At 32.8% G+C, this 25,176-nt stretch carries 23 protein-coding genes; 3 read left to right on the top strand and 20 right to left on the bottom strand.

Annotated elements, in window-relative coordinates:
• The first annotated feature begins 30 nt into the window (after positions 1 to 30).
• Entirely contained in the window at positions 31 to 1,080 is a 1,050-nt protein-coding gene (locus T335_RS0113595; protein ID WP_026478035.1) for an FAD:protein FMN transferase, read from the top strand.
• Between the two features lie 22 nt (positions 1,081 to 1,102).
• Here T335_RS0113595 and T335_RS0113600 read toward each other — a convergent pair whose 3' ends face one another.
• The 12 genes from T335_RS0113600 to T335_RS0113655 form a co-directional block, all read right to left on the bottom strand.
• Positions 1,103 to 1,831: an HAD family hydrolase gene (locus tag T335_RS0113600; protein WP_026478036.1), complete on the bottom strand. Its 729-nt coding sequence runs from the start codon at positions 1,829 to 1,831 to the stop codon at positions 1,103 to 1,105.
• Between the two features lie 373 nt (positions 1,832 to 2,204).
• Positions 2,205 to 4,871, bottom strand: a complete 2,667-nt coding sequence (cphA, locus tag T335_RS0113605) for a cyanophycin synthetase (RefSeq protein ID WP_026478037.1) — start codon at positions 4,869 to 4,871, stop codon at positions 2,205 to 2,207.
• Between the two features lie 39 nt (positions 4,872 to 4,910).
• Positions 4,911 to 5,726, bottom strand: a complete 816-nt coding sequence (locus tag T335_RS0113610) for a cyanophycinase (protein WP_026478038.1) — start codon at positions 5,724 to 5,726, stop codon at positions 4,911 to 4,913.
• 67 nt (positions 5,727 to 5,793) lie between these two features.
• Positions 5,794 to 6,231, bottom strand: coding sequence for a YhcN/YlaJ family sporulation lipoprotein (locus T335_RS0113615; RefSeq protein ID WP_026478039.1), 438 nt, complete (start codon positions 6,229 to 6,231; stop codon positions 5,794 to 5,796).
• A 189-nt stretch (positions 6,232 to 6,420) separates the two neighbouring features.
• On the bottom strand, positions 6,421 to 8,040 hold the full coding sequence (locus T335_RS0113620; RefSeq protein ID WP_026478040.1) for a Na/Pi cotransporter family protein: 1,620 nt from the start codon (positions 8,038 to 8,040) through the stop codon (positions 6,421 to 6,423).
• 164 nt (positions 8,041 to 8,204) lie between these two features.
• Entirely contained in the window at positions 8,205 to 9,134 is a 930-nt protein-coding gene (locus tag T335_RS20785; protein WP_051569320.1) for a cation diffusion facilitator family transporter, read from the bottom strand.
• A 227-nt stretch (positions 9,135 to 9,361) separates the two neighbouring features.
• Positions 9,362 to 10,705: an ABC transporter permease gene (locus T335_RS0113630; protein WP_026478041.1), complete on the bottom strand. Its 1,344-nt coding sequence runs from the start codon at positions 10,703 to 10,705 to the stop codon at positions 9,362 to 9,364.
• A gap of 30 nt (positions 10,706 to 10,735) precedes the next feature.
• Positions 10,736 to 12,037 (bottom strand): efflux RND transporter periplasmic adaptor subunit, encoded by a 1,302-nt coding sequence (locus T335_RS0113635; protein WP_026478042.1) that lies wholly within the window; start codon positions 12,035 to 12,037, stop codon positions 10,736 to 10,738.
• Positions 12,038 to 12,056: 19 nt separating this feature from the next.
• The gene (locus T335_RS0113640; RefSeq protein ID WP_034328560.1) at positions 12,057 to 12,905 is read right to left on the bottom strand and encodes a carbohydrate ABC transporter permease; all 849 of its coding nucleotides are present in this window, start codon (positions 12,903 to 12,905) and stop codon (positions 12,057 to 12,059) included.
• An 11-nt stretch (positions 12,906 to 12,916) separates the two neighbouring features.
• Positions 12,917 to 13,801, bottom strand: a complete 885-nt coding sequence (locus T335_RS0113645; RefSeq protein WP_330371239.1) for a carbohydrate ABC transporter permease — start codon at positions 13,799 to 13,801, stop codon at positions 12,917 to 12,919.
• A 20-nt stretch (positions 13,802 to 13,821) separates the two neighbouring features.
• A complete protein-coding gene (locus tag T335_RS0113650) occupies positions 13,822 to 16,014 on the bottom strand; it encodes an ABC transporter substrate-binding protein (RefSeq protein WP_026478045.1) in 2,193 nt (730 codons plus the stop codon).
• 73 nt (positions 16,015 to 16,087) lie between these two features.
• Positions 16,088 to 16,588: a hypothetical protein gene (locus T335_RS0113655; protein WP_026478046.1), complete on the bottom strand. Its 501-nt coding sequence runs from the start codon at positions 16,586 to 16,588 to the stop codon at positions 16,088 to 16,090.
• A 582-nt stretch (positions 16,589 to 17,170) separates the two neighbouring features.
• On the opposite strand from T335_RS0113655, the gene acpP reads away from it, so the two are divergent.
• Positions 17,171 to 17,398 (top strand): acyl carrier protein, encoded by a 228-nt coding sequence (gene acpP, locus T335_RS0113660; RefSeq protein ID WP_026478047.1) that lies wholly within the window; start codon positions 17,171 to 17,173, stop codon positions 17,396 to 17,398.
• A 156-nt stretch (positions 17,399 to 17,554) separates the two neighbouring features.
• Complete coding sequence (locus T335_RS21710) at positions 17,555 to 18,094, top strand: hypothetical protein (protein WP_026478048.1); 540 nt, start codon at positions 17,555 to 17,557, stop codon at positions 18,092 to 18,094.
• Between the two features lie 92 nt (positions 18,095 to 18,186).
• On the opposite strand, the gene T335_RS0113670 is transcribed toward T335_RS21710, so the two are convergent.
• The 8 genes from T335_RS0113670 to T335_RS0113705 all read right to left on the bottom strand — a co-directional run bounded on the left by T335_RS0113670 (position 18,187) and on the right by T335_RS0113705 (position 24,823).
• Complete coding sequence (locus T335_RS0113670; protein WP_242837305.1) at positions 18,187 to 18,549, bottom strand: Asp23/Gls24 family envelope stress response protein; 363 nt, start codon at positions 18,547 to 18,549, stop codon at positions 18,187 to 18,189.
• A gap of 37 nt (positions 18,550 to 18,586) precedes the next feature.
• Positions 18,587 to 19,975, bottom strand: coding sequence for an urease accessory protein UreH domain-containing protein (locus T335_RS20795; protein WP_051569321.1), 1,389 nt, complete (start codon positions 19,973 to 19,975; stop codon positions 18,587 to 18,589).
• Between the two features lie 35 nt (positions 19,976 to 20,010).
• Positions 20,011 to 20,607, bottom strand: coding sequence for a molybdenum cofactor guanylyltransferase (mobA, locus tag T335_RS20800; protein ID WP_034328563.1), 597 nt, complete (start codon positions 20,605 to 20,607; stop codon positions 20,011 to 20,013).
• A 22-nt stretch (positions 20,608 to 20,629) separates the two neighbouring features.
• Positions 20,630 to 20,947, bottom strand: coding sequence for a hypothetical protein (locus T335_RS0113685; protein WP_026478050.1), 318 nt, complete (start codon positions 20,945 to 20,947; stop codon positions 20,630 to 20,632).
• Positions 20,948 to 21,017: 70 nt separating this feature from the next.
• The gene (locus T335_RS0113690; RefSeq protein WP_026478051.1) at positions 21,018 to 21,734 is read right to left on the bottom strand and encodes an HAD family hydrolase; all 717 of its coding nucleotides are present in this window, start codon (positions 21,732 to 21,734) and stop codon (positions 21,018 to 21,020) included.
• Between the two features lie 54 nt (positions 21,735 to 21,788).
• On the bottom strand, positions 21,789 to 22,814 hold the full coding sequence (locus T335_RS0113695) for a molybdopterin-binding protein (RefSeq protein WP_026478052.1): 1,026 nt from the start codon (positions 22,812 to 22,814) through the stop codon (positions 21,789 to 21,791).
• Between the two features lie 275 nt (positions 22,815 to 23,089).
• Entirely contained in the window at positions 23,090 to 23,347 is a 258-nt protein-coding gene (locus T335_RS0113700; RefSeq protein WP_026478053.1) for a YkuS family protein, read from the bottom strand.
• An 87-nt stretch (positions 23,348 to 23,434) separates the two neighbouring features.
• On the bottom strand, positions 23,435 to 24,823 hold the full coding sequence (locus tag T335_RS0113705; protein WP_026478054.1) for an MATE family efflux transporter: 1,389 nt from the start codon (positions 24,821 to 24,823) through the stop codon (positions 23,435 to 23,437).
• Between the last annotated feature and the right edge of the window lie 353 nt (positions 24,824 to 25,176).

The following is a 25,176-nucleotide window of genomic DNA, read 5'->3' on the forward strand; positions in this document are numbered from 1 at the left end:
GAATGGGACTTTAAAAGAGGAGTGTTTACAATGAAAAAAGCAAAAAAATATATTAAGTTTATAGTTGTCCCTCTGATATTAATAACTATGGTATTTAACTTAACTGCCTGCCAAGAAAAGGTTTTGCAACAGGTGGATGGCGAGGCTTTTGTTTTAGGAACCTATGGTCAAATAAGGGTTTTTGCTCCTTCTCAATCTAAAGGAAATAAAGCAATCGAAAAAGCCTTTCAGCGAATTAGAGATATCGAAAATACCATGAGCACCTCAATCGAGAATAGTGATGTTTATAATATCAATCAGAATGCAGGGCAAGCAGCTGTAAAAGTTAGTGATGATACCCTTTACGTAATTGAAAAAGGAATCGAATACAAAAATATCACTAAAGGCAATTTTAATATTACCCTTGGTTCTTTAATTGAACTTTGGGGGATTGGTAAGGATTGGCAAAGGATCCCTGCGCAAGAAGAAATCATTGAAGCCCAAAAGCATATCGACATTAATCAATTAGAAGTAGAGGGTAACAATGTTAAAATTAATGACCCTAATATGTTAATGGATCTTGGTGGTATTGCAAAGGGTTATGCTGTTGACGAGGCAGTTAAAGTGCTAAAAGCCAATGGCATTGAAAGTGGTTTTGTTAATCTAGGTGGAGACATTTTTGTCTTTGGTGAAAAGCCAGACCAGTCTCCATGGTATATAGGAATTCAAAAGCCAGAGCTAAATTCTAGTTCTGTTATGGCAAGAATAGCTATGTCAAATGAATCTATCGTTTCTTCTGGTGATTACGAAAGATATTTTATAGAAGAAGATGTGAGATATCACCATATCATTGATCCTGCAACAGGATATCCATCAGATTCTGGTGTAATAAGCGTAACGATTCTTTCTGATAAAGCTATTGATGGTGATGTTCTTTCTACTGCTGTGTTTATATTAGGCCTAGAAGAGGGACTAGCTTTAATTGAAACCCTTGAAGATGTTGAAGTGGCCATCATCACCAGTGATAAATTAGTTCATATTTCTTCTGGTTTAGACGATAAAATCGAAATACTCGACAAAGCCTATAGAATGGCAAACTAAAAGGGAGCGCATGCTCCCTTTTCTATTCAATAATCTCTACATCAGCAGGAATCTTATAAATAACATCTTTCCTTTCAATAATGATTGTTGTTGTCTTCAGGAGTTCCGGATCTCCTTTAATATTGGTTAATAACTCCTGTGCAGGATTTATTGCCACTGGATTCCCCACTTGTTTTAACATAGCAAAGTCTCCTTGAGTATCTCCATAGGCATAACTGATCTTTAAATCTATATCATGCTTCTCGACAATCTCTCTAATGGCCTTTTCTTTATTAACTGAATCCCACATTGGAGCTATTTCTCCTGTAAAATTCCCCTTTTCATCAACATAATAAGTTGTTGCACGGTAATCGGTGACACCATACTTCTCTGCCATTTTAGATACAAGATAATCAGGGCTGCCAGAAATAAAAAACACTTTATGCCCCTGCTTCTTATGTCTTTCAATTTGATCTCTAGTATAACGATATACCCGATCTCCCTTTAATTCAATTACTTGACTAATTGTAAATTCCATTTCTTTACGATTAAGACCCCTCATAGAATTTAAATAAATTTCTGCTACTTCCAATAGATAGTCTTCAAAATTCCCTCGTCTCTTATCCCAATCATGAAAAGCTTTTTTAGCAATATTATGCCAAATAGCAGGGTCTATTATCTCGTATTTTAATAATTTTTTAAAGTGCTCAAGCATTAATGAATGTCTATATAAGGTTCCATCAATGTCAATAAAAACCCCCACATGTCTCATCAGTATCACCTTCCCCCATAAAGTATTGCTACAGTGATTTAGTATTTATACACTTTTTTTATAAGACTTAAACATATTTAACCTTCCACTAATTACTAAAAACATTTATGTAATTTCTAATTTATTCTCTATATTATTACACTATACCATAAATTATTAATTAGATTAATATATTTTATTGACTAACATAACCATTTGTGACTTAAATTTTCCAGCTATGTTGTTAAATGATTAACCTTTTTGGGGTTTACCCATAAAAGCCTGCTAAGAAATCATCGCATTATGTGAAGTATTAAACCTGTTTTTAAGACACAGATGATTTTATGCCCCAAAAAAAACTGATAAGAGTCCCTTACCCTTATCAGTTTTTGATTTACACTTTTCCCCCGCCTGCTGCTTTTGCAATTTCTATATCTAAGGTTTTAGGTTCTTGAACCATCTTTTCTTTATAATCTTCAATTAGATCAATAAGGGGCTCATAGTCTTCATAGAATACAACAATTGTATCTCCATCTTGTGCATTCTCCATTGCCAGTTTTAATGATTCAATTTCACAAACTTCAATAATCACTTTATCCTCTGAAAGCCCAGCTAATTGGCATCCCTTTTTTAGAATCTTCGCCACTTCTTCAGGCATTCTTCCTCTTAAATCCTTATCCTCCTTGATATAGACGTAATCAAAATATTTACCTGAAATTTCTCCAATTTTCAATATACTAATGTCAGTACGATCGCCAGGTACACCTATTACTCCCACTAATCGCCCAATTTCGATTTCTTTCAATCCTTCTAATACTCTAGTAAAACCATCTATGTTGTGGCCATAATCAACAATGACCTTAAATCTATCCAAATCGAACACATTAAATCTTCCAGGGTTTGTTTCATAATCATTATTAAATTCTCGTAGTGCTGCACAAATTACAGACAGTTCTACTCCTATTCCATAGGCTCCAGCTATTGCTGCCAAGCTATTTTCGATATTATGCTTTAAAGCTCCATTATAGGTTGCAGGGATTTCTTTTACATCAAGTAATTGGATTCCTTCATTACCATTGTAAAGATATATTTGACCATCGAAAAGGTAGACAGCTGTTCCTCCATTTTTTATATGATTCTGCAAAAGCTCATTATTAGCTTCTACAGAAAATAGGATTAACTTACTTTTTATCCTTTCCATAATTTGTGGCGTAAAGGAATCATCGGCATTTAATACAGCATAACCCTCGTCTTTAACAGCTTCTACAACTAAGGATTTACAATCAGCCATATCTTCTAATGTATTAATACCATCTAACCCAAGATGATCATCTCCAATATTAGTTATGATTCCAACATCAGCTATCTCATAACCTAACCCTCTATTGACTATTCCACCCCTGGCAGTCTCTAATACAGCTGCTTCTACCCTTTTATCCATTAGTACTGTTTGGGCACTTTTAGGGCCAGTCGTATCTCCCTTCAAGATCAACTCATCTTGAATGTAAACCCCTCCTGTACTGGTTAATCCAACTACTAAATTATTTTTTTGCAATATTTTGCTTAGCATTCTACTGGTAGTGGTTTTGCCATTTGTCCCTGTCACAGAAACAATTGGTATAGAATGTTTTGCATTTTCGGGATAGACTAAATTAATGATTGCTTCTGCCACATTTCTACTTTTACCCTTTGATGGATAATGGTGCATTCTAATTCCAGGACAAGCATTTACTTCAATTACGGCACCTAAATTTGTGTTCCCTATAGGGTTTGATATATCTTCAATTGTTATATCAACCCCAGCAACATCTAGGCCTATTATTCTCACAGCATTAATGGCTAATAAAGCATTATCAGGGTGAATTTCATCGGTTGCATCAATTGCTATTCCCCCTGTACTTAAATTAGCATTTTCCTTTAAATAGATTATTTCACCTTCTGATGGAATATAACTTAGGGTCAAGTCTTGCTTTTCTAAAATTAACTGTGTTACATTATCAATTTTAATCTTAGTAAGGGGTTTTTCATGACCATCACCCCTACATGGATTTAAGTTTTCAAGCTCGATTAACTCTCTAATCGTATTATTACCATTACCAACTATGTGGGCAGCTAGTCTCTGGGCTACTGCAATTACCTTATCTCCTACCACAGCAATGCGATAATGCTTTCCCTTTATATATTTTTCAACAATAATTCGTTCACTATATTCTTTAGCAATATAAAAGGCTTTTTTTACATCATTGGGTTTTCGTAAATCTAAAGAAACACCCTTACCTTGATTTCCATTGTGGGGTTTAACCACAACAGGATAACCTAAGTCTTCTGCTACTTGAATTGCGTCTGAAGGACAATCAACTACCCGACCCTCAGGAACAGGAATATCAAATTTTGTTAGCATAAGTTTTGTAAGTTCTTTATCACATGAGGTATCTACTGCTATACAACTGGTTTGATCTGTAAGTGTGGCTTGTATTTTTCTCGAATACTTTCCATAACCTAATTGAATTAAACTATTGTCGTCTAAACGCATAACGGGTATTTTTTTCTTTCTTGCTTCTTCAACAATTGCAGCTGTACTTGGTCCTAGTTGTTTTTCTTTAATTCTATTTCTTATTAAACTAATTCTATTTTCTATATCTATGTCAACCTTATGGATAATACTCATTAATAATTCGAAGGCCAATTTAGCAGCTTCATAACCTGCTACCTCATTTTCATATGAAAAAACTACACAATAAACAGTTTCATCTTCTAAATAGCGGGCTTTACCAAAGCGTAGGTCATATCCCAAAATAATTTGAATTTCTAAAGCAACATGTTCTAGTATATGGGCTAGATATGTCCCCCTCTCCAAACGTTCACAGAAACCACCTTCATAACCTGGACTACATTTATGTTTCCATAGCCCTGGTAATAAATTTAGTAATTTATCATTAAATCCTTCAAGATCACAAGAGGGTACATCCACATATTCACCTAAGTCTACATCAACCCTAATAACTGGCCAATGACTATATATATTTCTTCCTGAATATACCCTAATATTCTTCAGATTCATCAATGGTCCTCCTTAATCTCATTATCTTCAAGTTTAGTTTTATTTTTCTTCTTGAATTATGGCTTTTCTGCTTTTTATGCTATATCCATAGGAGTTGGGTAAAATATGAACTTTAACATTAGTAATAACTAATGGCTCATCAGGATATTGTTCTGATATATTAGTATATTCGATTTCTTTACCATCAACGATGGTGACTACCCCCGAACCAATGACTTTTATATCATCTTTATCATTTACAATAATCGCTGTATCTTCATCAATACCCATGCCTAAAGGATAAGGATTTTGGGCTACAGCACCTAACAACCTACCAATTCTCCCCCTCTGATTAAAGTGCTGATCAATAATAACACCATTTAAAAAACCCATCCCTGGAGCTAAACGAATAGTACTTTTTTTGGGGGCATCTTCTTCTCTACCATCTACCACCATAATTTCGCTCATCATTGATGCTCCTGCACTGGTGCCTGCTATAATTACGCCTTTTTCCATTAATTCATAAATATATTTATGAAAGTCTGTTCCCCCAAGAATACTTGAAATTCTTAATTGGTCTCCACCTACAAAGAAAATGCAGGTTATTCCATCTAAGCTTTTTGTTATTTGCCTTCTATTTGCTTCTTGGCGATTTCTTATATTAATGGTATCGACCTTATCTACCCCTAGGTCATAAAATAGATCTTTATATTCTTCACCTACTTCTAAGGGGTAATTGGTTGCCGTAGTAATGACGGCAATCCTAGCATTTTTTTTACCAGATAACGCAACAACTTCCCTTAGAATTTCTTTATCTGCTTTTTTATCTTCACCGCCACCTATAATAATTAGTTTAGTATCTTGTCTCTTATCCATAGTTAGCTCCTTCCAACTCAACTATCTTCTATTATTTCCTCATCTTTTTTAAATATTCAGAAGCTCGTTATATTGTCATTGAATCTCTAATCTTATTAAGTTCTTGGTTATAGTATTCTGCTTCAATCCCATTACTTATTCCCTCTCTAATCACCCTTAAGGATTCTACTGTTTTGTTTTCATTTGAAATGTAAACATAAGTATACCTTGGGTCTTTCCTCACAACTTCATCAATTCTTTGCACAATATTTGAACCATAATTTCTATTATCATTTAAATTTATACCTACAAAAACCTCTTGTCCTCTAATCACGACAATTACTTCCGTCAATCCTGTTTCTTCTTCAATTCGCTTTTCTATTATTTCAAATTTTTTTAGATCACCTACGTCTGATAAGATATATGGGTTAAGTTCATCTTCAGGTATGTCTCTGCGTATTTGTCTACAAGCAGTAAAATTAAAAAGGAATATAGCCAGCATTATATAGGCAACGAATCTCTTCAATTTATCAGCCTCCATTCCTTGTCCTTACATTATTATTGGCCAAAGTTAAATAATTTAGAACTAATTCAATTAAAGAAATCTATGTAGAATCTAAAAAATAAGTATAAAAAAACACCTCCCAAAAGCTAGAAATTTTCGTCTAACTTTGGGGGTGCACTATAAATTAAGAATCTTTATTTAATCTTTCTTCTATTTATGTCCATTGGTTTTAATTTCATCTAATACTGCCATTGCTATATTTGATGAATGGTCACTTATTCTTTCTAAATTACTAATAATATCTAAGAAGATCACACCTGAGCTCGTATGACATTCTTGTTTATTTAAACGGCTAATATGATTTGCCCTTAAGGATTTTTCCATTAAGTCCACTTTTCCCTCTATTTCAATCACCTTCATGGCTAAACTTCCATCTAGGTTTCTCATGGCAGATAAAGCATTGGTGTAGCCTTTAATAACTAATTCATTCATTTCTTTTAACTCTTCCATAGCTGTGTCCGAGAAATTTAATTGATTGTCTAACTTATATTGGGCTAATTCTGCAATGTTTTCAGCGTGGTCTCCAACACGTTCAATGTCATTAATTGTATTAAAAAGCCCATCAACAGTCTCACGATTACGGGCAGATATATTTGTGTTGGATAATTTTACTAAATAGCTAGCCAGTTCACGTTCTAACTCATTAACAACTTTTTCTATTCTAAAACTTTCATCTATGCTCTTTTGGTTATCCTCAAAGAATCCAGCTACAGCATTTTCTAATGAATCTTTAGCAACATTCCCCATATGCAATGTTTCTTTTACTGCACTGGCAAGGGCAATAGATGGAGTCTCTAAAATACGGTCATCAATATATTTTACCCCCTGAGCAGCTTCTTCTTCTCCTGGAATAATTTTTTTCACAAACTTCACTATTAATCCACTAAAAGGTAATAGTATTAATGTATTAGTTATGTTAAAAATTGTATGGGCATTTGCAATTTGTCTTGGTATACTATCGGGACTGATTACATTAATAGCACGATATAGTGGGTCTCTGAATAACAGAATGAATATTAATGTTCCCACTAAGTTAAATGTAAGGTGAAAAGCTGCCGCTCTCTTAGCAGTACGATTAGCCCCAATACTTGATAACATAGCCGTTACAGTTGTTCCGATATTTATACCAAACAAAATAGGTAAACCAGAGTTGATTGGAATAAGTCCTTCGGTAGCAAGGGCTAATAGAATCCCCGTAGAAGCCGTACTACTTTGTACTGCTACTGTAATAGCAAATCCAGCTAAAACCCCTAAAGCCTGGTGATCTCCAAAGCTTACCAATAGATCTCTAAAGGCTTGGGAACTTCTTAAGGGCCTTAAGGCATCTCCCATAAATTGCATCCCGATAAATAGGATTCCAAATCCGATAAAGGCTTCTGCTAATTGCTTTAGCTTTCTATTCTCTGTGAATAGCCACACTGCTACAGCAATACCTACTATAATGGGAGCATATTTCTCAATTTTAAAGGATATAATTTGAGCAGTAATGGTTGTCCCAATATTTGCCCCCATAATAACCCCTACAGCTTGGGTTAATTTCATCATTCCTGCATTAACAAAACCAACTACCATTACTGTTGTCGCACTACTACTTTGTACAATAGCTGTTACACCAGCACCTACTAAAACTCCCATAAATCGGTTGCTAGTTAACATGCTGATGATAGACTTTAATTTGTCTCCAGCAGCCTTCTGCAATCCTGTACTCATGACGTTCATACCATAAAGAAATAGACCAAGTCCTCCAAGTAAACCAAAAATAATTTCCATTAAGATCCTCCCTTTTCTGTTGTTAAAAGGTTTTTTAATTCCTTATCTATCTTACTTCCTTTAGCCAAACTTTTAGTTAAAGCTATGTTATATATATGTTAAATCTATGTTAAATTTTTTAACCTAGTTTTAACACAGATTTTACATTAATTTTCCATCCGCCTTTATACATTACAATCTTCTTTCTGGCAATTAGGCTTATCCTTCGACTCTAACATACATGGATCTAAATGAACAATGACATCCTCTAAATGTTGAATTCTATTTCTTATGATTTCTTCTATTTTATCAGCAACTTGATGCCCTTCATGAATTTCCATATAAGGATTCACACAGACTTTTATGTCTACATATACTACTGAACCATGCTTACGAGTTCTTATATCGTTAATATGGATTATTTCCTCTAAATTAAGTATTAATTCTTTTATTTCTTCTAATTCTTCTGACTTAATGGATACATCGATCAGTCCATGAAAACTATCCTTTAATATGTCAAATCCAACTTTAATAACAATCAAAGATACTGCTAATCCCATTAATGAGTCTATGACAGTGTACCCTAGATAAGCACCTATGATCCCAATTAAAGCAGCCACAGAAGATAAAGCATCCGAACGATGATGCCATGCATCTGCCTTTAATGCATCACTGTTGATTTTTTTTGCCATTTTTATGGTTATCTGATACTGAAATTCTTTAAGAATAATGGATATAATGGCTACAAAAAACACATACCCACCAACAATTACCATGTCTCTTTGCATTAGTGCTCTAAAAGAACTTAATCCTATATTGAAACCTACGATAATAAGGACAATAGAAAGTAAAAAAGTAACCACAGTCTCAATTTTTTCATGTCCATAGGGATGTTTTTGGTCTCTGGGTTTTTTAGCTAAACCTAAAGCGATTAAAACCCCTATTGTCGTAATAACATCTGAAGCAGAATGGAATCCATCTGCCATTAACCCCTTACTATTGGACAATATCCCTGCTGTTAATTTCATGATTACTAAAAAGCCATTAATGATCATGGTCATATATAAAATATTGTTCAAGTCTTTTTTTATATTCTTTGAGTCTTTTTCCCCCATATAGAACCTCCAAATTTCATTGATTGTAAAGTGGCCCACTGACATTATATGCCACCCTTTGATTTTTGTAAACCCTACTAAAAATAGTTATTTAACTTCGTAAATTTATTTTACTATGGTATCTTCTGTTCACTCCCGTGTTTATGCCTAAAACGATTATTTCTATATATAAAAAAAGATAGCCTTACACAAGACTACCTCCGTTATATTATCCGATTAAAACATATTTAATTAGGATGAACCAGCAGAGAATAAATGCTTATAAACACTAGACAGCAATATAGTATCAACCATTGAGATATAGATATACTTATTGGCAAGCCTATTAAAAGTAAAGTAGCTATTGTTAACCCACTTGTTATAATAATTATTTTTGTAATTTTACTAAAATGTACTAGCCATAATTCTAAGCTTACAAACCGTTCTTTTATTAATAGATTAAATATTACTAATCCACTTATTAAGCTAAACATTGTACTAGAGCTACTTAAGTTTCTATAGTAATTTTGTACTGAAATTGGTGGTAATAATACATTTTTCTGTGGATGTAACCTTGCCTTTAGTGCCTCTAAAAAAATTAAATATGCCTCTTTAAAATTTGTGGGGTCATTAGCTATCTTGCTTGGTTCTATATATAAATCAAAGGATGCTCTATTCCATAAGAAAAAAAGCATTGCTATCAATAAACTTATTTTTAATAAACCTATCATTATCCCCTTTATCTCTTTCTTAGAGGTTTCTAATGGATAATTGTTTTTCAATTGCTCTTTTATTGAGTTTATTAACCCTTTAATGATATGCTTAATAAATTTTAATATATATATTGTCGTTATTCCTGTCATAAAAAAAAGCGTTATTTTGTTTCTTTGTAAAACCTTATAATTTTCTATTTTTTTACTTTCTATATGTAGTCCACTTAAACCCAGTCCTACTGACTTTAATCTCTCTTCTACATCATAGACAGATAAATCTTTATTAAATATTTCTATTGCCTTAATAGCAAGAGGTTTCTCATATAAAACTTCCATTAATGTATAGGGGATAAATACCGCCATTTGATCGTTATTTATCGTCTCAGCTAATAGTGTAGCTTCCTCTTTTATGACACCTACTACTGTAAATTGTCTCCCAAAGATGGTTAAAGTGTCCCCCACCACATCAATTTTATTGAATAATTGGAAAGCTGTCCTCTGATCTATCACTACTATATATTCTTGATTAATTAAGTCTTCTTCTCTTAAAAACCCTCCATATTCTAAATAAAAACGATAAAATGTATCAAAACTCCCCCCGACTCCATATACATTAACATTACTTGATCCTCTACTAGACAATACTTGCTGGTTAATCATTGTATAGTAGGATGTAGGAATCGACCCAAAGGCCTGTATGACAGCTTCAATATCTATCCATACTTCATTTATATATTCATTAAAATATATTGAAATTTTACTTCCATTGGTGTTGTCGTAATAATGATTAAATTCATAAATAGCATTGTTAAGTAACAGCGTAAATATAAAAATAAAAAAGCTAAAGTAAAGGATCCAATAGTATTTTCTACTATTCATCATTACACCTCTTTTTATAGGTTTCTATTTTTATCTAATCCTAACGCGAACTTCATTTTCAAGTGGCTTATTAGAACTAATAATAACTTTTTCATTTCCCATCAAACCGCTCTTAATGCCTGTATTAATTAAGTTAGAATCCCCTATAGTAATGTTTCTCTTTGTTGCAAAAAATTCTTTCCCTAAATACCCATTCTTTTCTTCTACTATATACACATAGTGGTTTCCCTCAAAATCCTTGTATATTGCATGATTAGGAATGATAGCTTGATAATACCCTTGAGATTTATTAATACTAACTTCTACTTTTTCCTTGCCCTCTAGCTCTACACCTTGATCAATATCTATAAATATTTGAGTATTATTTTCTGTATTTAGTAATTTACTAATGTTGAGATTTGAAACATCCCTTTCTAGACCTTCTATAAATACAATAACTTCATCATGCACCTCAAGATACGTACTATATTCCTTTTCTGTATGCCCCACAATATGATAACCATCTTCAATTATATGAAGTCTATATATTGGTCTTAAATTATTAATCTCCATTCCGATGGAAACATTTAAGTCTCCTATTATTCCATCTTCTATTGCATAAATATTACATTGGGCTATTTCTTCTTCTATTTTCAGTGCTTTCATGGAAGTTTTTTCAATATCTAATTCTTTGTTCCTTATGTTAAGTTTTTTTATTTCAATTTCTCTTCTTAAATTTTCTTCTTTTCTTACTAAATCTTCTCTTTGCAACTCATAATCCCTTTGGGCTAGTGTATAGGCCCTACTTGAATCCTCTAACTGGCTACTAGATAACTTTCCTTCATCAAAAAGTTGTTTATTATTTTTATATTTATTTTCTTCACCATTCAGCTGTAGTTCTGATGTTTTTAAGTGATGTTTTAAATGAAAAAAGTCTTCTTTCATAAGAGCTTCTAACTCTAGTTCCATGACTTTTAATTCATTTTGATAGGTATCCAATAAAAATTTTAGATCAATCAATTCTTCCTTCAATGGTGCATCGTCTAATTTAATAATTAAATCATCTTTTTTAACTTCATCGCCTATCTTCACCATGACCTCTTTTACATTAAATCTTGATTTAGCATAGACCTCATTTATTTTTTTAGGAATTACTTCTCCACTAAACCTGATTTGTCTAGAAATCTCACCTGAAAATGGACTTGTGACGATTACTTCTGGAAGTGTTAAGTTGATAATTGTCTTTGAAAAGAAGGTAAAAAACAACATTGTTAGTAGAAAAACTTTTCCAACTTTTAGTACCTTCTGTTTCTCTGTTGTCACCTTATTATTTAAGCTAGATTGAAGTGTCATGGTAAAACTACCTCCTTTTCTATTTTATATCTGAATGTTTTATTCCCTCTGTTATATACTCTTCTCCATAGAGGAAAATAAGTAGCATTGGAATCATATAAATTACACCTGAAGCAAATGCAATCCCCAGTTCAAAATGATTAACATTAGATAGATATAGTGATAAAGGATATTTATTGATGTCCTTAATAAAAACTAATGGTTGTTCCACCATATTCCAGTTTTCTATAAAAAATAAAATTGTTAAGGCAGCAATCCCTTCTTTACATAAGGGCAAGACAATTTTATAAAATATCTGAAAAGTATTACATCCGTCTACGGCGGCGGCTTCGATACATTCATTAGGTATACCATCCATAAACTGTTTCAATAGAAAAACACCAAAAGCACTAAAAATCCCTGGAAGGATAATTGACTGATAGCTATTGATTAAATTAAGTCGATCTAATATAAGATAATTTGGTACTAATGTAACTTGAAAGGGCATTAACATAACAACAATATATAAGAAAAACAAAGTATCTTTATATTTAAATTTTAGTTTCGAAAAGGCAAAGGCGGCACTAGAAGCTACCAATACATGTCCTAAAACCAAAGGTAATACGATAAATGTGGTGTTCCAAAACATTTTAATATACTTATTTTTAACAACCAATACATTATAATATTGATATAAAGTTGCCCTTTCAGGTATAATTTGAAAATTAATATATTTTTCTGTTTGTGCCACCTCTCCGCTCTTTACAGTTTCATAGTTCCCTAACACTTCTTGATCTCCCATAAAAGAATTGGTGATTGTTATGATTAGTGGAAAAACCATGATAATAGCTAAAATCATCGTGAATATTGTTATGTAAATTTTTCTCATATTAACCCTCCCTACCAATTAATATCTCTTCCTATTTTTCTTTGTAATTTAAAGAGCAGGAATAGGGAAATGTATATAATTAAAGCAAACAATATGGCACTCGTTACCAACTTGTTATATTCTAATTTTATGAACATATTGTTTAAATAGTGTTGAAGCATGTAGATTCTTCTATGGGGGTACTCCCCAGCTAAAAGGTATATTTCTTTAAATATTTTAAAGGAATTAATGATGGAAATTACTAAAACAAAAAACATAGTTGGTGATAAGTACACAATAGTAATATTTAGAAACTTTTGAAGTGAATTTGCCCCTTCTATACTAGCGGCTTCATAATATTCTGTCGGTATTTTTGCTAAGCCTGCCATAAACAAAACAATATTATAGCCAATATTCTTCCATATAAAAATTATTATGATAGCCAACATGCTCCAATTGGAGTTCAACCAATCAATTGGATTTCCTCCCATTCTTGTTAAAAAGTTATTCAGTACTCCTCGAGTATCAAAGAGAAGATCAAAAAATAGGATTATAGAAGCAACCGGAACAACTAATGGGATAATAAAAGATGCCTTTAATTTCTCCTTGTAGTACATATTTTTATTAAGCAATAATGCCACCAGTAACGATAACAGAATGATCGACGGTACACTTATAAGAGTAAAGAGGGCTGTATTCCCAAGTGCAAGTCGGTAGACATTATTGTTTATTAATTCTATATAGTTTTGAAAACCAACAAACCTACCATTTACAGGATTACTTAAAAAGGAATAGTAGATCATCCAAATAAAGGGTAGTAAATAAAATATTGATAGACCAACTATACTTGGAATTAGATATAGCCAATGGCTTTTGTTCTTTTTTATCAAAAGTTTTTTAACAATAATATACAGCACCCCCTTTTTCTTATAGAATTTTACTCACCCAAAAACAATTCTAATTTATTTTCAATTGATCTAATAGTTTGATCTATGTCTTGCTGGTTATTGAAGAACTTATTTAAGTCTTCATATATTGGCAGTCTTAGAAAACTATAGTAGTTTAGACCTTTAATCATCCTATTAATCTTATCCACCTCTTCAACTGATACTTTTAAATCATCACTTCTTATATTTGTTGTCTGAACATCAAACAACCTATGTTCATCGGTTTTTGGTTCATTACTACCTTTAATATACAATTCTTCCATCCATTTATTAGCTTCGTTATTTATACTAAATGTACCTGAATCTCCAAGTTTTATTCCATAGCCTTCTGAAATAAAATACCTGACTAGTTCCCAACCCTCATCCTTTAATTGGGAGTTAGCATTTATACCTATCAAGGTAGCTTCAAACCTATTTTTGCTATCTTGATTCCATTTGGGCATTTTAATTAATCTATAATCATTGATATCATCTACTCTTGATTCTAGATATAACTTGTAATTGTAATTTCCATAAGGGTAAGGTATGAATAATATATTGCTAAGTTCAGAATTAGAAGGTGCTTCATAGTCTCTAATACTCTGTATAGATTGAATTAGCTTGGTAAATTCTTTAGTATCAAACCGTTCTCTTTGACTTTCAACATTAAGGAAAGAGTCCATATTACTCTTGATAATGGATACACCTAACTCTTCTGCCCCATAATCTGGTAAAATGTAATGACTTTGATTTTTACTTGCAACTTCTTCAATAATTTTAATCAATTCTTCAACTGTCCATTTGTCATCATCAATAGTTAATCCATGTTGTTCTAATATCTGAGTATTTACATATAGCCTAGAAAAGTTAAAATTTATTGGGATAACAAATTGTTTGTCGTTGAACTTTACCAGTTCAACGATACTTTCTAAATAATCCTCTTTATTAAAGTTCTGATCCTGCTGGATATATTCTTGTAAATCCACCAACAAATTTTGCTTCATATAGGCATCAAAGGGGAAGCTTCCTAAAAATACATCTGGCCCTTTTCCTGCTAACATTTCTGTGTTTATTTTTTGCTGAAATTGTTCTGTAGAAAGATCACCAACTTCCATTACCCTCACCTTTATATCAGGATTAATGGACTTAAAAACTTGTAAAGCCTGACTCAAAGTTTCATTTATTTGTCCATCAAGTACTGCAAACACCAATTCATTACTTTCCGTTATATCATTTTTATCATTGTCATCTACTTCTAGTAATTTATAAAATACATTATTTTTACTAATATTTAATCCGTGCAAGTAGGTGATACCGTTAATTTCATATATATTTACAATTTCTGTAATCGTGGTATTCAGTATATAATCAAAAAAATGCTTTTCAACTACTTCTCCATCTTCTCTTACGGCAGTTAAATAATTGTTTTTATCGGTTACATAAATAAGACTATTTACTTTGTTATAGTTAAGCTCATTGATTAATAAATTACTATCTAATTCAATTCTCTCTATCATCTTATTCTCATTAGTATCATATTTAACAAGATGCCTATTATGCTCTACAAAAACTATTTTGTTTTCTGTCATAATATCAAAGTCTACAATAATACTCTCTGTACCCTTGATTCTACTAATAATATTACAATAATCATCTAATACTAGAATTTCTCCTTTGTTAGTAAGGGCATAAATTAAACCTTGACCATTAACTCGAATTTTCTTAAAATAATATTCTGTTTTTTCGTCAATTTCTTTATGTTCTTTATTGATTAATTCGCCCTCAAAGTTATAGAATTCTAAAGCCATATACCTTTTTTTTTCTTTTAAATTATCATATATATTTCCAAAAACTATTTTACCATTAGCCCCTAATGTCATATTAGTCCCTATTTGGCTATTTATATCTAATTTTGTAATTGTATTGCCATTTTCATCTACAATAAGATATTCAAAATTAACTTCATTTTCTCTTTCCGTTAATTCTTTTAATATATCTTTATATCCATACACTAAATACTTCCCATTAGGTAAGGGTATGGCATTATACAGCCCGTCTAGTTCTATGTTCCTAAAAAGTTCTACTGCTCTATAATTTAAATTACTACTTTGTTTCAAAGCATTATCCGCTGTCTCACTTTTACATGAAGTTAGTGTTAAAAACAATAGAATGATTAACATAACAATTGTAATTTTTTTTTGCATTACTATCCTCCTAAAATACCAAGGGACAACTTGTCCCTTGGCTTTTTATAAAAATAAGTACGTAATTTTAAAATTATGGTCTAGGTGTATGGCATCTTCTACAATATGGATTAGTACCTGTCGTCCAATCATGAGTATAACCTCTTGCTGTAGTACCACACCGAGTGCATGAAGCTGTCTCATTACACCAATGGGGCGAACGTGGAGACCAATTGTGCCCTATTGGAGCATGATTTTGTACTTGTTGATATGAACAACTACCACAAGAGTAAGTTGTTCTTCCCCATTGTGTACAAGTAGGTGCAGTGTAACTTGTGGTAACTAACCCATCTGAACATACACCGCATGGGAATGCAAGTATTCCAAATTCTAATCTAGCTTCATCACAATAAGCATCTAATTCATTTAAACAGCAATCTCCATCTGTAAAATCGCACAAATCACCATCTATACAGCAAGCCTCACTAATCTCATTATCAGAGCAACAGCTAGCAAAACCAGGTTGTTGTGCATAAGCTACCGGTAAACTTAGTAAAAGTAGTAATACTAGAGTTATAATCATTGTTCTTTTCATTTTAATTCCTCCCATTTGTAGTGTTCTATTCAAGAATAGTTTATTTTTTAGTAAAGTGATGCAAAACTAACATAGGTATTCTATTGACTAATCTCATTAAACAATATATCCTGTAATAATAAGGCTCCAATATATTTTTACTATCTACGATTTCTCAGGTCTAGGATATAGGATATATTTTGAGCCTTATTTTGCTATTTGGCGGTCTGATTTTTTGCATAAACTTCACCTCCTTTCACAGAAATAAATACATTACAAAGTTGAAGGCAAATATACTTGGACCAATTTGCTTATCGATTTATTAACCTTCAAGATTTAAGTCTACTATTTGTAATTTTAGAAATTCATTAATTTAGTAAATATTACCATATAGCCGATATTATATTAACATATTTTCATTTTTTTTACAATACTGCATCTACAATTTCTTTAATAAATTGTTTACTGCTACAACTTATTCTTATATCTTTACATTTATTTATTTTTCAAATCAAATACATATACTTTTTTTTTGTTTTATGGTATATTAAAAATGATATTTTGATAAATTAAATAAATAAATATTTAAGGAGGCGTACATACATGTTTCAAAGAGTAAGAGAAATTATTGCAGAACAATTAGGTGTTGATGATGTAGATTCAATTGAGAGATCTACTTCTCTTATGAATGACCTAGAAGCTGACTCATTAGATGCTGTAGAAATCATAATGGCTATTGAAGATGAGTTTGGAGTAGAGATCCCAGACGAAGAAGCTGAAAACTTTAAGAACATTGGTGATATTGTAGATTTTGTTGAAAGTAATAAATAGTATAGTTAAAACCATTTTAATATGAAAGATGAGGGATTAAATCTCCTCATCTTATTTTTTGCCCATTTTTTAATGACAAGTAACAAAATAGATTAAACCTTCATACTGTATATAAGAAAGGCTTTTTATAAATTATAAGTGAGGAGGTTTTTTTCTGTGGAAGTAAATCAAAACAATCATACAACAGCCCCTAGACCTGATGAACATTTAGGTCATCATCCAGCAATGCCACCATGCTATGGTTATATGCCCGACATGGGGATGATGCCTCAAATGCCCGGCTTTATGCCCGACATGGGGATGATGCCTCAAATGCCTGGCTTTATGCCTGATATGGGGATGATGCCTCAAATGCCTGGTTTTATGCCTGATATGGGGATGATGCCTCAAATGCCTGGTTTTATGCCTGATATGGGGATAATGCCACCAACACATGGTTGCCTACCAGGATATTTCCCAGCAGTATCAATGCCATGTCCAACAATGCCTATGCCTTTACCTATGCCTTTACCTGTACCATTACCAATGCCCATAGACGTAGATCATCCACCCCATCGTCATGAACATATGAAGAAACTGTATTACATGCATATGTATATAGCTGCAATGAATAAAGCAGAAGCCTATCGTTATAAGATGATGCAATACGATCACCATGATCACCATTATGATTATGATCATGATCGAGACTGTTAAAACCCAAGCCAATATACATAAAACAGGTCAAAAATTTGACCTGTTTTATTTTGATACATTAACATGAATTTTTTTTTTCTATCAAATTTGATCTAGGGAATTTTGATATCCTGTACATAGACATTAACTCTACCGACGTCAATATCTGTCATAACTTCTATTGCTTGTTTTACCTTTTCTTGTAGTTTCTGTACTAAATCAGGAATAATCACACCATACTCCACTGTAACAGAAATATTAATTTCAATTTGCTTTTCTTCATTGTCAATTTTAATTGCCTTTTTACTACTATTTTTTTTACTAAAGGCCTCAGAAATCCCTTTAGATAGACCACTTGTAAAGGAGACAACTTCTTTAATATCTTCTATCGTCTTTTGAATAATTACCATGATTACATCATTTGAAATTTTAATCTTACCTTCTTCCGCTGACAGTTCCATTGCATTTTTAGACATTTACATCTCCTCCTCTTTCGATAACATTTCCATTATACTACGTTTGACAACAAGCAGGTGTTCGCTTATTTTCTGGTATCGTTAGATTATTTGGTAGGTTTTCCACATTCTCTACGACATGAAAGCTTCCACCTAACATTCCCATCCAACAACTGAAGACAAGCTCTCCTTCTTCCTCTGGTACAAATTCAACAATATTGATTCCTGATTCAAGTTTTTGCCGAATCTCTAATTGAGGAATAATAATTTCATTATTACAGCCATTAATCGTCTCACCATTTATAATCCATTTTACCTTCTTACCCTTCTGTAATATGTAAAAATTTGGTTGGTAACCACTGTTATTGGCATAAGTTTCAATAATTTGAAGTTCATCCATTATTACTGGCATCATTTCAACACCAATAAGTAACTGTTGTCTGTTAGTAGAAAAAATTTGATTCTTAAGGGATCTTCCTTGAAGTGTTAGTCCTCTATCTATAATAACTAGACCTAAAACCATTACTAGTACAGCACTGGTCTTTAACAACTTCCGATTTAAATTACTACCTATGTATGCACTAATGCTTCCTAACCCTAACATCAAGGGTACTGTCCCAAGACTAAAAATAAACATAGATAAAGCTCCTCGACCTATGCTACCGGTACCTAATGCATATATTTGCATTGTTTGAAGAGGGCCGCAGGGCATTAGTCCTGTAAAAAGCCCAACGTAAAATGGCGTGTTTTTCTTCCCTTTAAATGACGGCATTTTAAATAACTTCGGCAACTTAACATAATTTCTTAAAAAAGCAAAGGGCTCCAACATGCTAAGTCCTAAAAGAATCATAAAAACACCAGCAAATATTGTTATGGTACCCTTTAATTGAGAAGAAAAGCTAATGATAGAGCCAATACCGCCAACAATACCCCCTACTAGAGTATAGGCTATTACTCTTCCAACATTATATTGTAGGGCAGATTTTAGGGTTTTTAGAGGCTTTCCTTTATTACCTTTTTCTATAAAGGCAATACTTTGGGATAAGACAATACCTCCACACATTGAAAGACAGTGAAGTGATGTCAGTAAACCTACTACAAAAAGTATCGGATAGGTTACATTTTCATCTATTTCCGGAATAAAATTAAAACCAACCGTATTATTAATTATGAGGTAAAGCCCTAGCATTGTTGTAAGAGCAACAATTACTCCTTTATAGGGTAATTTAGCTGAATTGCTTACATCTTCTATTAATACAGCTTCATAACCTAACTTTTCTATCGTTTTAACTAGCTTTGCTACATCTTTTGTTCTACATTGTACTTTACTTAAGCTGTAGGATACTATTAGTTGCTCTACATCTAGCTTCATTACCGCTCTTCTTATTCGTTCTTCACAATTGGAGCAATGCATCCCGCTAACCTTCAATACTACTAACTTCTCCATATCACCCTTAATCCCCTTCCTAAATATTTAAAATGTCAAAATTCCTTACTTATTTCTAAGTATTCTTCATTAGTATTGACATTATAAAAGCATTTCATAAGAGGGTCAAACTTCAACACTTCACCTTTTAAAATTTTTCTCACTTTTAATTGTGATATTAGACTCACTATTTTGTATGTTTTATTCACTAAAGCCTTTTCTATTAAGGGTAAGCAGCTTTTACTAAATATTGCATGGAGGGGTTCGTAATAGGGTTTGAGGTAAGGAATCACCAGATCCTCACCTTGATATTGATTTTGCATATAGGTAATTAGTGCTTGATTTAAAAAGGGCATATCACATCCAAAAACAAAGATACTTGAATATTTTGCCACCTTTAAACCCGAATAAATCCCTAGTAATGAACTTTTATAATTAGTTTCAAATAGATCATCGGTAAATGAAACCTTCCCCAAGAAGGAATATACTTCTGGTGTATCTGTAACAATCAGAATTTCTTCAAACAAAGGTCTTAGGGGTTCCACAACACGCTCAATCATTGTTTTATTCCCTAATTTGATTAGAGCCTTGTTTTCTCCCATTCTACTACTGGCTCCCCCTGCTAAAATCACAGCTGTCATTTGTTTCTTCATGAATTACACCTCAATAGCATTTTTAAATGTTGGGCCTTTGACATTTTCCACTACATCCCCCACATTGGGGTTTCTTTGTTTTCGTTACTCCATTAAAATCCGAAGATAAATCAATATCCTGTAGTAAATAGACTACATCTTCTACTCCATTGAAAAAAACAACTTCGCATTCACTGTTTTTGCAGGTATAGTACTTTTCACTAATGACCAACTTCTTTAAATCTTCTTTAACAACTGATTTAACCACCAAATAATGAAGATAGTCAGATTCCCGATGGCATAAAGGACACTTCTTCGTAGCCTCCTGAATCTTTTTACTGCAACCACCACAATTAGACAACTACTTCCCTCCTATTCCAAATAATATTTATTCTATGTTAGATAATATTCTTATTTTTTTCTCCTTAGACTTATTTTACCGATGGCAAGGCATCTACAAAACTATAAAAAGCTTCATAATTACCTCTAAAATCAATATTTTCCTTTTCTTCATTGCGACTAATCATGTAATCTTCGATGAGATATGTTTGTATACCCAATTTTTTAGCTATCATGTCTTCTTCAACGTCATTGCCAACCATCATACATTGATCTGGACTTTTACCTACTTTAGTTAGTATTTCATTATAATACTCTAGTTTTGGCTTACAATGATGCATCATCTCAAATGAGGTAAGTAACTGAAAATCCTTTTCATCTAACCCTGCCCAATGGAGTCTTTGAACAACTGCGGACTTAGGAAAAATTGGGTTTGTGGCTACTACAAGGGAATACCCCTTTTTCTTCAGCTTTTCTATAGCCTTAATAACAAACTGATTCTGTTGAACCGTATCTTTAATCTTTCTAAAGTCATTTTCATAGAAATCTTCAAAAATAGGAATAATGGTTTCCTTGGGGTAGCTTGTCTTTGTAAAAAAATCTTCAAAAAAGACAGTTTCATTGGTTTTATCTACCTCGTTGTTTTTGATTGAATAGTAAGTAGATGCTAAAATCATTTCACTGAGCTCCTGAGGTGAGAAATAATCTTTAAATTTAACCCCCAACTCATAGAAATATCTTTGCAAAAAGTCCTCTGTATTAATTGGTAACAAAGTACCATCTAAGTCAAATAATATTGTATTAATCAATTTATGTTCCTCCTTAGTGATTTCTATGTTTATCTAAATGAAAACTAAATTATTTTAACTCTTGCCAAAGTGACAATTTGGAAAAGTACACACATCACACTTTAGGCATTGTCCTCCATAGCCTAATTGAGAAATATCACGTCTTTTGATCTCTTCCCCAGCAAAAACCCGTGGAAGAAGAATATCAAAGGCGGTTGTATGGGCAAACATAACACATCCTGGTAAGCCGAAAAGCGGTATTCCTTCTATATAAGCAAACATAAGCATTGCTCCTGGTAAAACTGGTGTACCGTAGGTTACAATATTTGCACCGCTAGCCTTGATGGCACCAGGGGTCTTATCGTCGGGATCTACAGACATTCCTCCTGTCACAATAATTAGCTCTGCCCCCTGCCCTTTTGCCTCTAAGACTGTCTCCTTAATATAATCTAGCTCATCAGGCACAATTTTTTTATAAAATATACTTGAGTCATAACTTTTAAGCTTCTCTTCAATAACTGGTCCGAAGCGATCTTCAATTCTTCCTTTATATACCTCGCTACCTGTAATAATTAACGCCGTCTTTAATTTTTGAAAGGGTTTTATCTGTAAGATGGGGGGCGCATCCTTTAGAATACTTTCTATTTCTTTAATCTTCTCCTTAGAAATAATCAATGGAATTACTCGACATCCACCAATTAATCCTTCTTCTTCAACACTACGATTACCATGAATCGTTGCAATGCTAATTTCGCCTAAATCATTTACTTCTTCCAAAAGATTTCGATCTACCTTTAGAAGCCCCTTATATTGAGCAATGAAATTTATCTTTCCCTCACTAGGAGGAGATGTAAAGTTTACTCCTGCACCACACAATAACTTACCCAATATGATTGCCGCTTCGTCCTCATGTAATTGGCCTTCTTCTATCTCAAGTACATAAATATGTTCTTTTCCTATCTTCAATAGTTTTTCGATATCATTTTCTTGTATCACATGTCCTTTTTTAAAGGCGACTCCTTTAAATATTCCTGGTACAATTTCTGTTATATCATGACCAATTACCTTACCAATTGCTTTTTCTGTTGGAATAATCTTCATTGAACCCCTCCAATACATTTTTCTACCTATCGTTGGTTAAAATGCTTACATTTACGGGAACTGTTTCAACTATTATATCATATTGGTAATATTACGTCTCTTCGGCATTTAAAATTTTTGAATTTTTAAAAAACCAACTTTGGGAGGTACTAGTAATAATGTAATATGCTCCCCTTAAGTAAGAGACCTCCTTTGTCTACCTACTATAAGGGGAGCATATCGGAACATATTATCAAACAGATTTACTGTTTTTTTAATAATCAATTTAAATTATCTTATCGTACCCTTTCTGTCATTTTATCGTAGACTTGGTGGGGAACCAATCCCATTGCTTCTACTACCTTACCGGATTTTTTTGTTTGACTGGACAGATTAGCGTTATTCATGTCATTTACAATTATTGCATCATACAGATTGGGGTCTATATCATGGATTTCATTATTAAAATGTAAGGCCCTTACATCATATCCCCTATCAGCAAAATAATTTTTAACATCCTGTAATCGATTTTCAATAACAACTCTTTTTTTCAAAGCCATCCCTCCATGTTTTTTTCTCCTACTTATTATGAACAAGAGAGCTCATTTCTATGTTTCCTAACCTATGGTTACTAATTGAAATTATGAGTCTGAAAGATTATTCTTTTCATAGGTCTTTCTGTAATAAGAATCAAACCATAATTTCGAAAAAATACCAAAAAACAAATTAGAAATAGCTAAACCAATCCAAATCCCTGTAATTTCTAAGTTTACTAAATAGGCTAATACATAGGTAAGGGGTATTGCCAGAACAAAAAAGCGTATGGCTGTTGTTATGAAGGTAGGTAAGCCTTTTCCTATCGCTTGAAAGGCTGAATTTGACACCATTCCTATCCCTACAAAAATATAGCTAACGGCCATAATTCTTAGATACTCAATTCCATGCCTTAAAACAATTTCTGTCTTCCCTTCACTGGCATCCAAAAAAATATTTAATAATTGACTTGGAAAAGCAAAAACAAAAGTAGCCATAATTCCCATCGCTACTATTACTACCACCAATGCTTGACGATAGATCATTCTCATCCGTTGGAATTTTTTAGCCCCAAAATTTTGTCCTAGCATAGCAATGGTTGCTGCCCCAAAGGCAACCCCCGGCAGTATACCAATTGAATCTATCCTAAAACCGAGGGCATAGGCAGCAACGGCTTCTTGAGAGAAATCCATAGCGAAACGATTGACAAAAACCATTGTGAAGGCAATAGAACCTTGGGCAACTGTAGAAGGTAGCCCTACCTGAAGCATTTCCAGTAGGAGGTCCCACCTAAATTTAAAGTTTTCCATCCTAATCTGAATATCACTTTTCTTTTTCAATAGAAAAATGATACCCACGGTTAAACCAACAAACCAAGAGAGGGCGGTTGCTAAGGCGGCTCCTGCAATACCTAATGCTGGGAAAATGCCAATACCAAAGATTAATAACGGGTCGAGGATGATATTCATAATTGAACTCCCTACTAAAGTATACATAGATAAATTCGTTTTTCCTTCCCCTCTAAAAATCCCATCTATTGCAAAAAATAAAAATTTAATAGGCATAGCAATCACAATTATCATGATATAGTTCCATGCGAGTCTAAATACTTCTCCCTCTGCCCCCACAAAGGTTAGCATTGGGTCTACAACTACCATACCCAAACATAAAAATAATACACCTATGAAACCAGCCAAAAATAGACCGTTAATAGCAACATTATTGGTCTTTTTAGGCTCTCCTGCACCGATGCTTCTTGCTACCAATGAGCTAATCCCAATAGACAGCCCTGATCCTAGGGAGACACTGAGCATAAAAATAGGAAAAGTTAGTCCCATAGCAGCAATTGCATCAGTTCCTAATCTTGACACAAAATAGGTATCTACTATATTAAATAGGGTCTGCATCATCATGGCGAACAATATTGGCATTGCTAAACGAAGAAAGGTACTACTTATTTTCCCTTCTAATAAATCAAGATTATTGTTTCTATTCATTACGTTTCTCCTAACCATCACTTTTTTCATAAGTTAATCCTTATTAGTTGAGGAAATTGCATAATTTGATATTATATTTATATTAATGCAAAATAAAAACTTCGCTGCTTAGTGTTCAACGGGTAATATAAATGATGTTAGAAACTTTCATACTAACAGTTCAATATTATAAACATTTGTAGTTAGTATTAAAGTTTAGAACAAAGTATTTCATAGGAAGATTTAAAGGTTGACGTTGTTGAAACTCATTTACGTAAAGTTCTTTTTTATATAATATCAAAGTAGAACTTTACTATTCGTTATAACAAAGCGACTGCCTCGAAATCTAAGATTTCGGCCATCTGCTTTTCACA

Origin of the sequence: Alkaliphilus transvaalensis ATCC 700919 (genome assembly GCF_000621485.1) — a bacterium.
GTDB classification, from domain to species: Bacteria; Bacillota; Clostridia; order Peptostreptococcales; family Natronincolaceae; genus Alkaliphilus; species Alkaliphilus transvaalensis.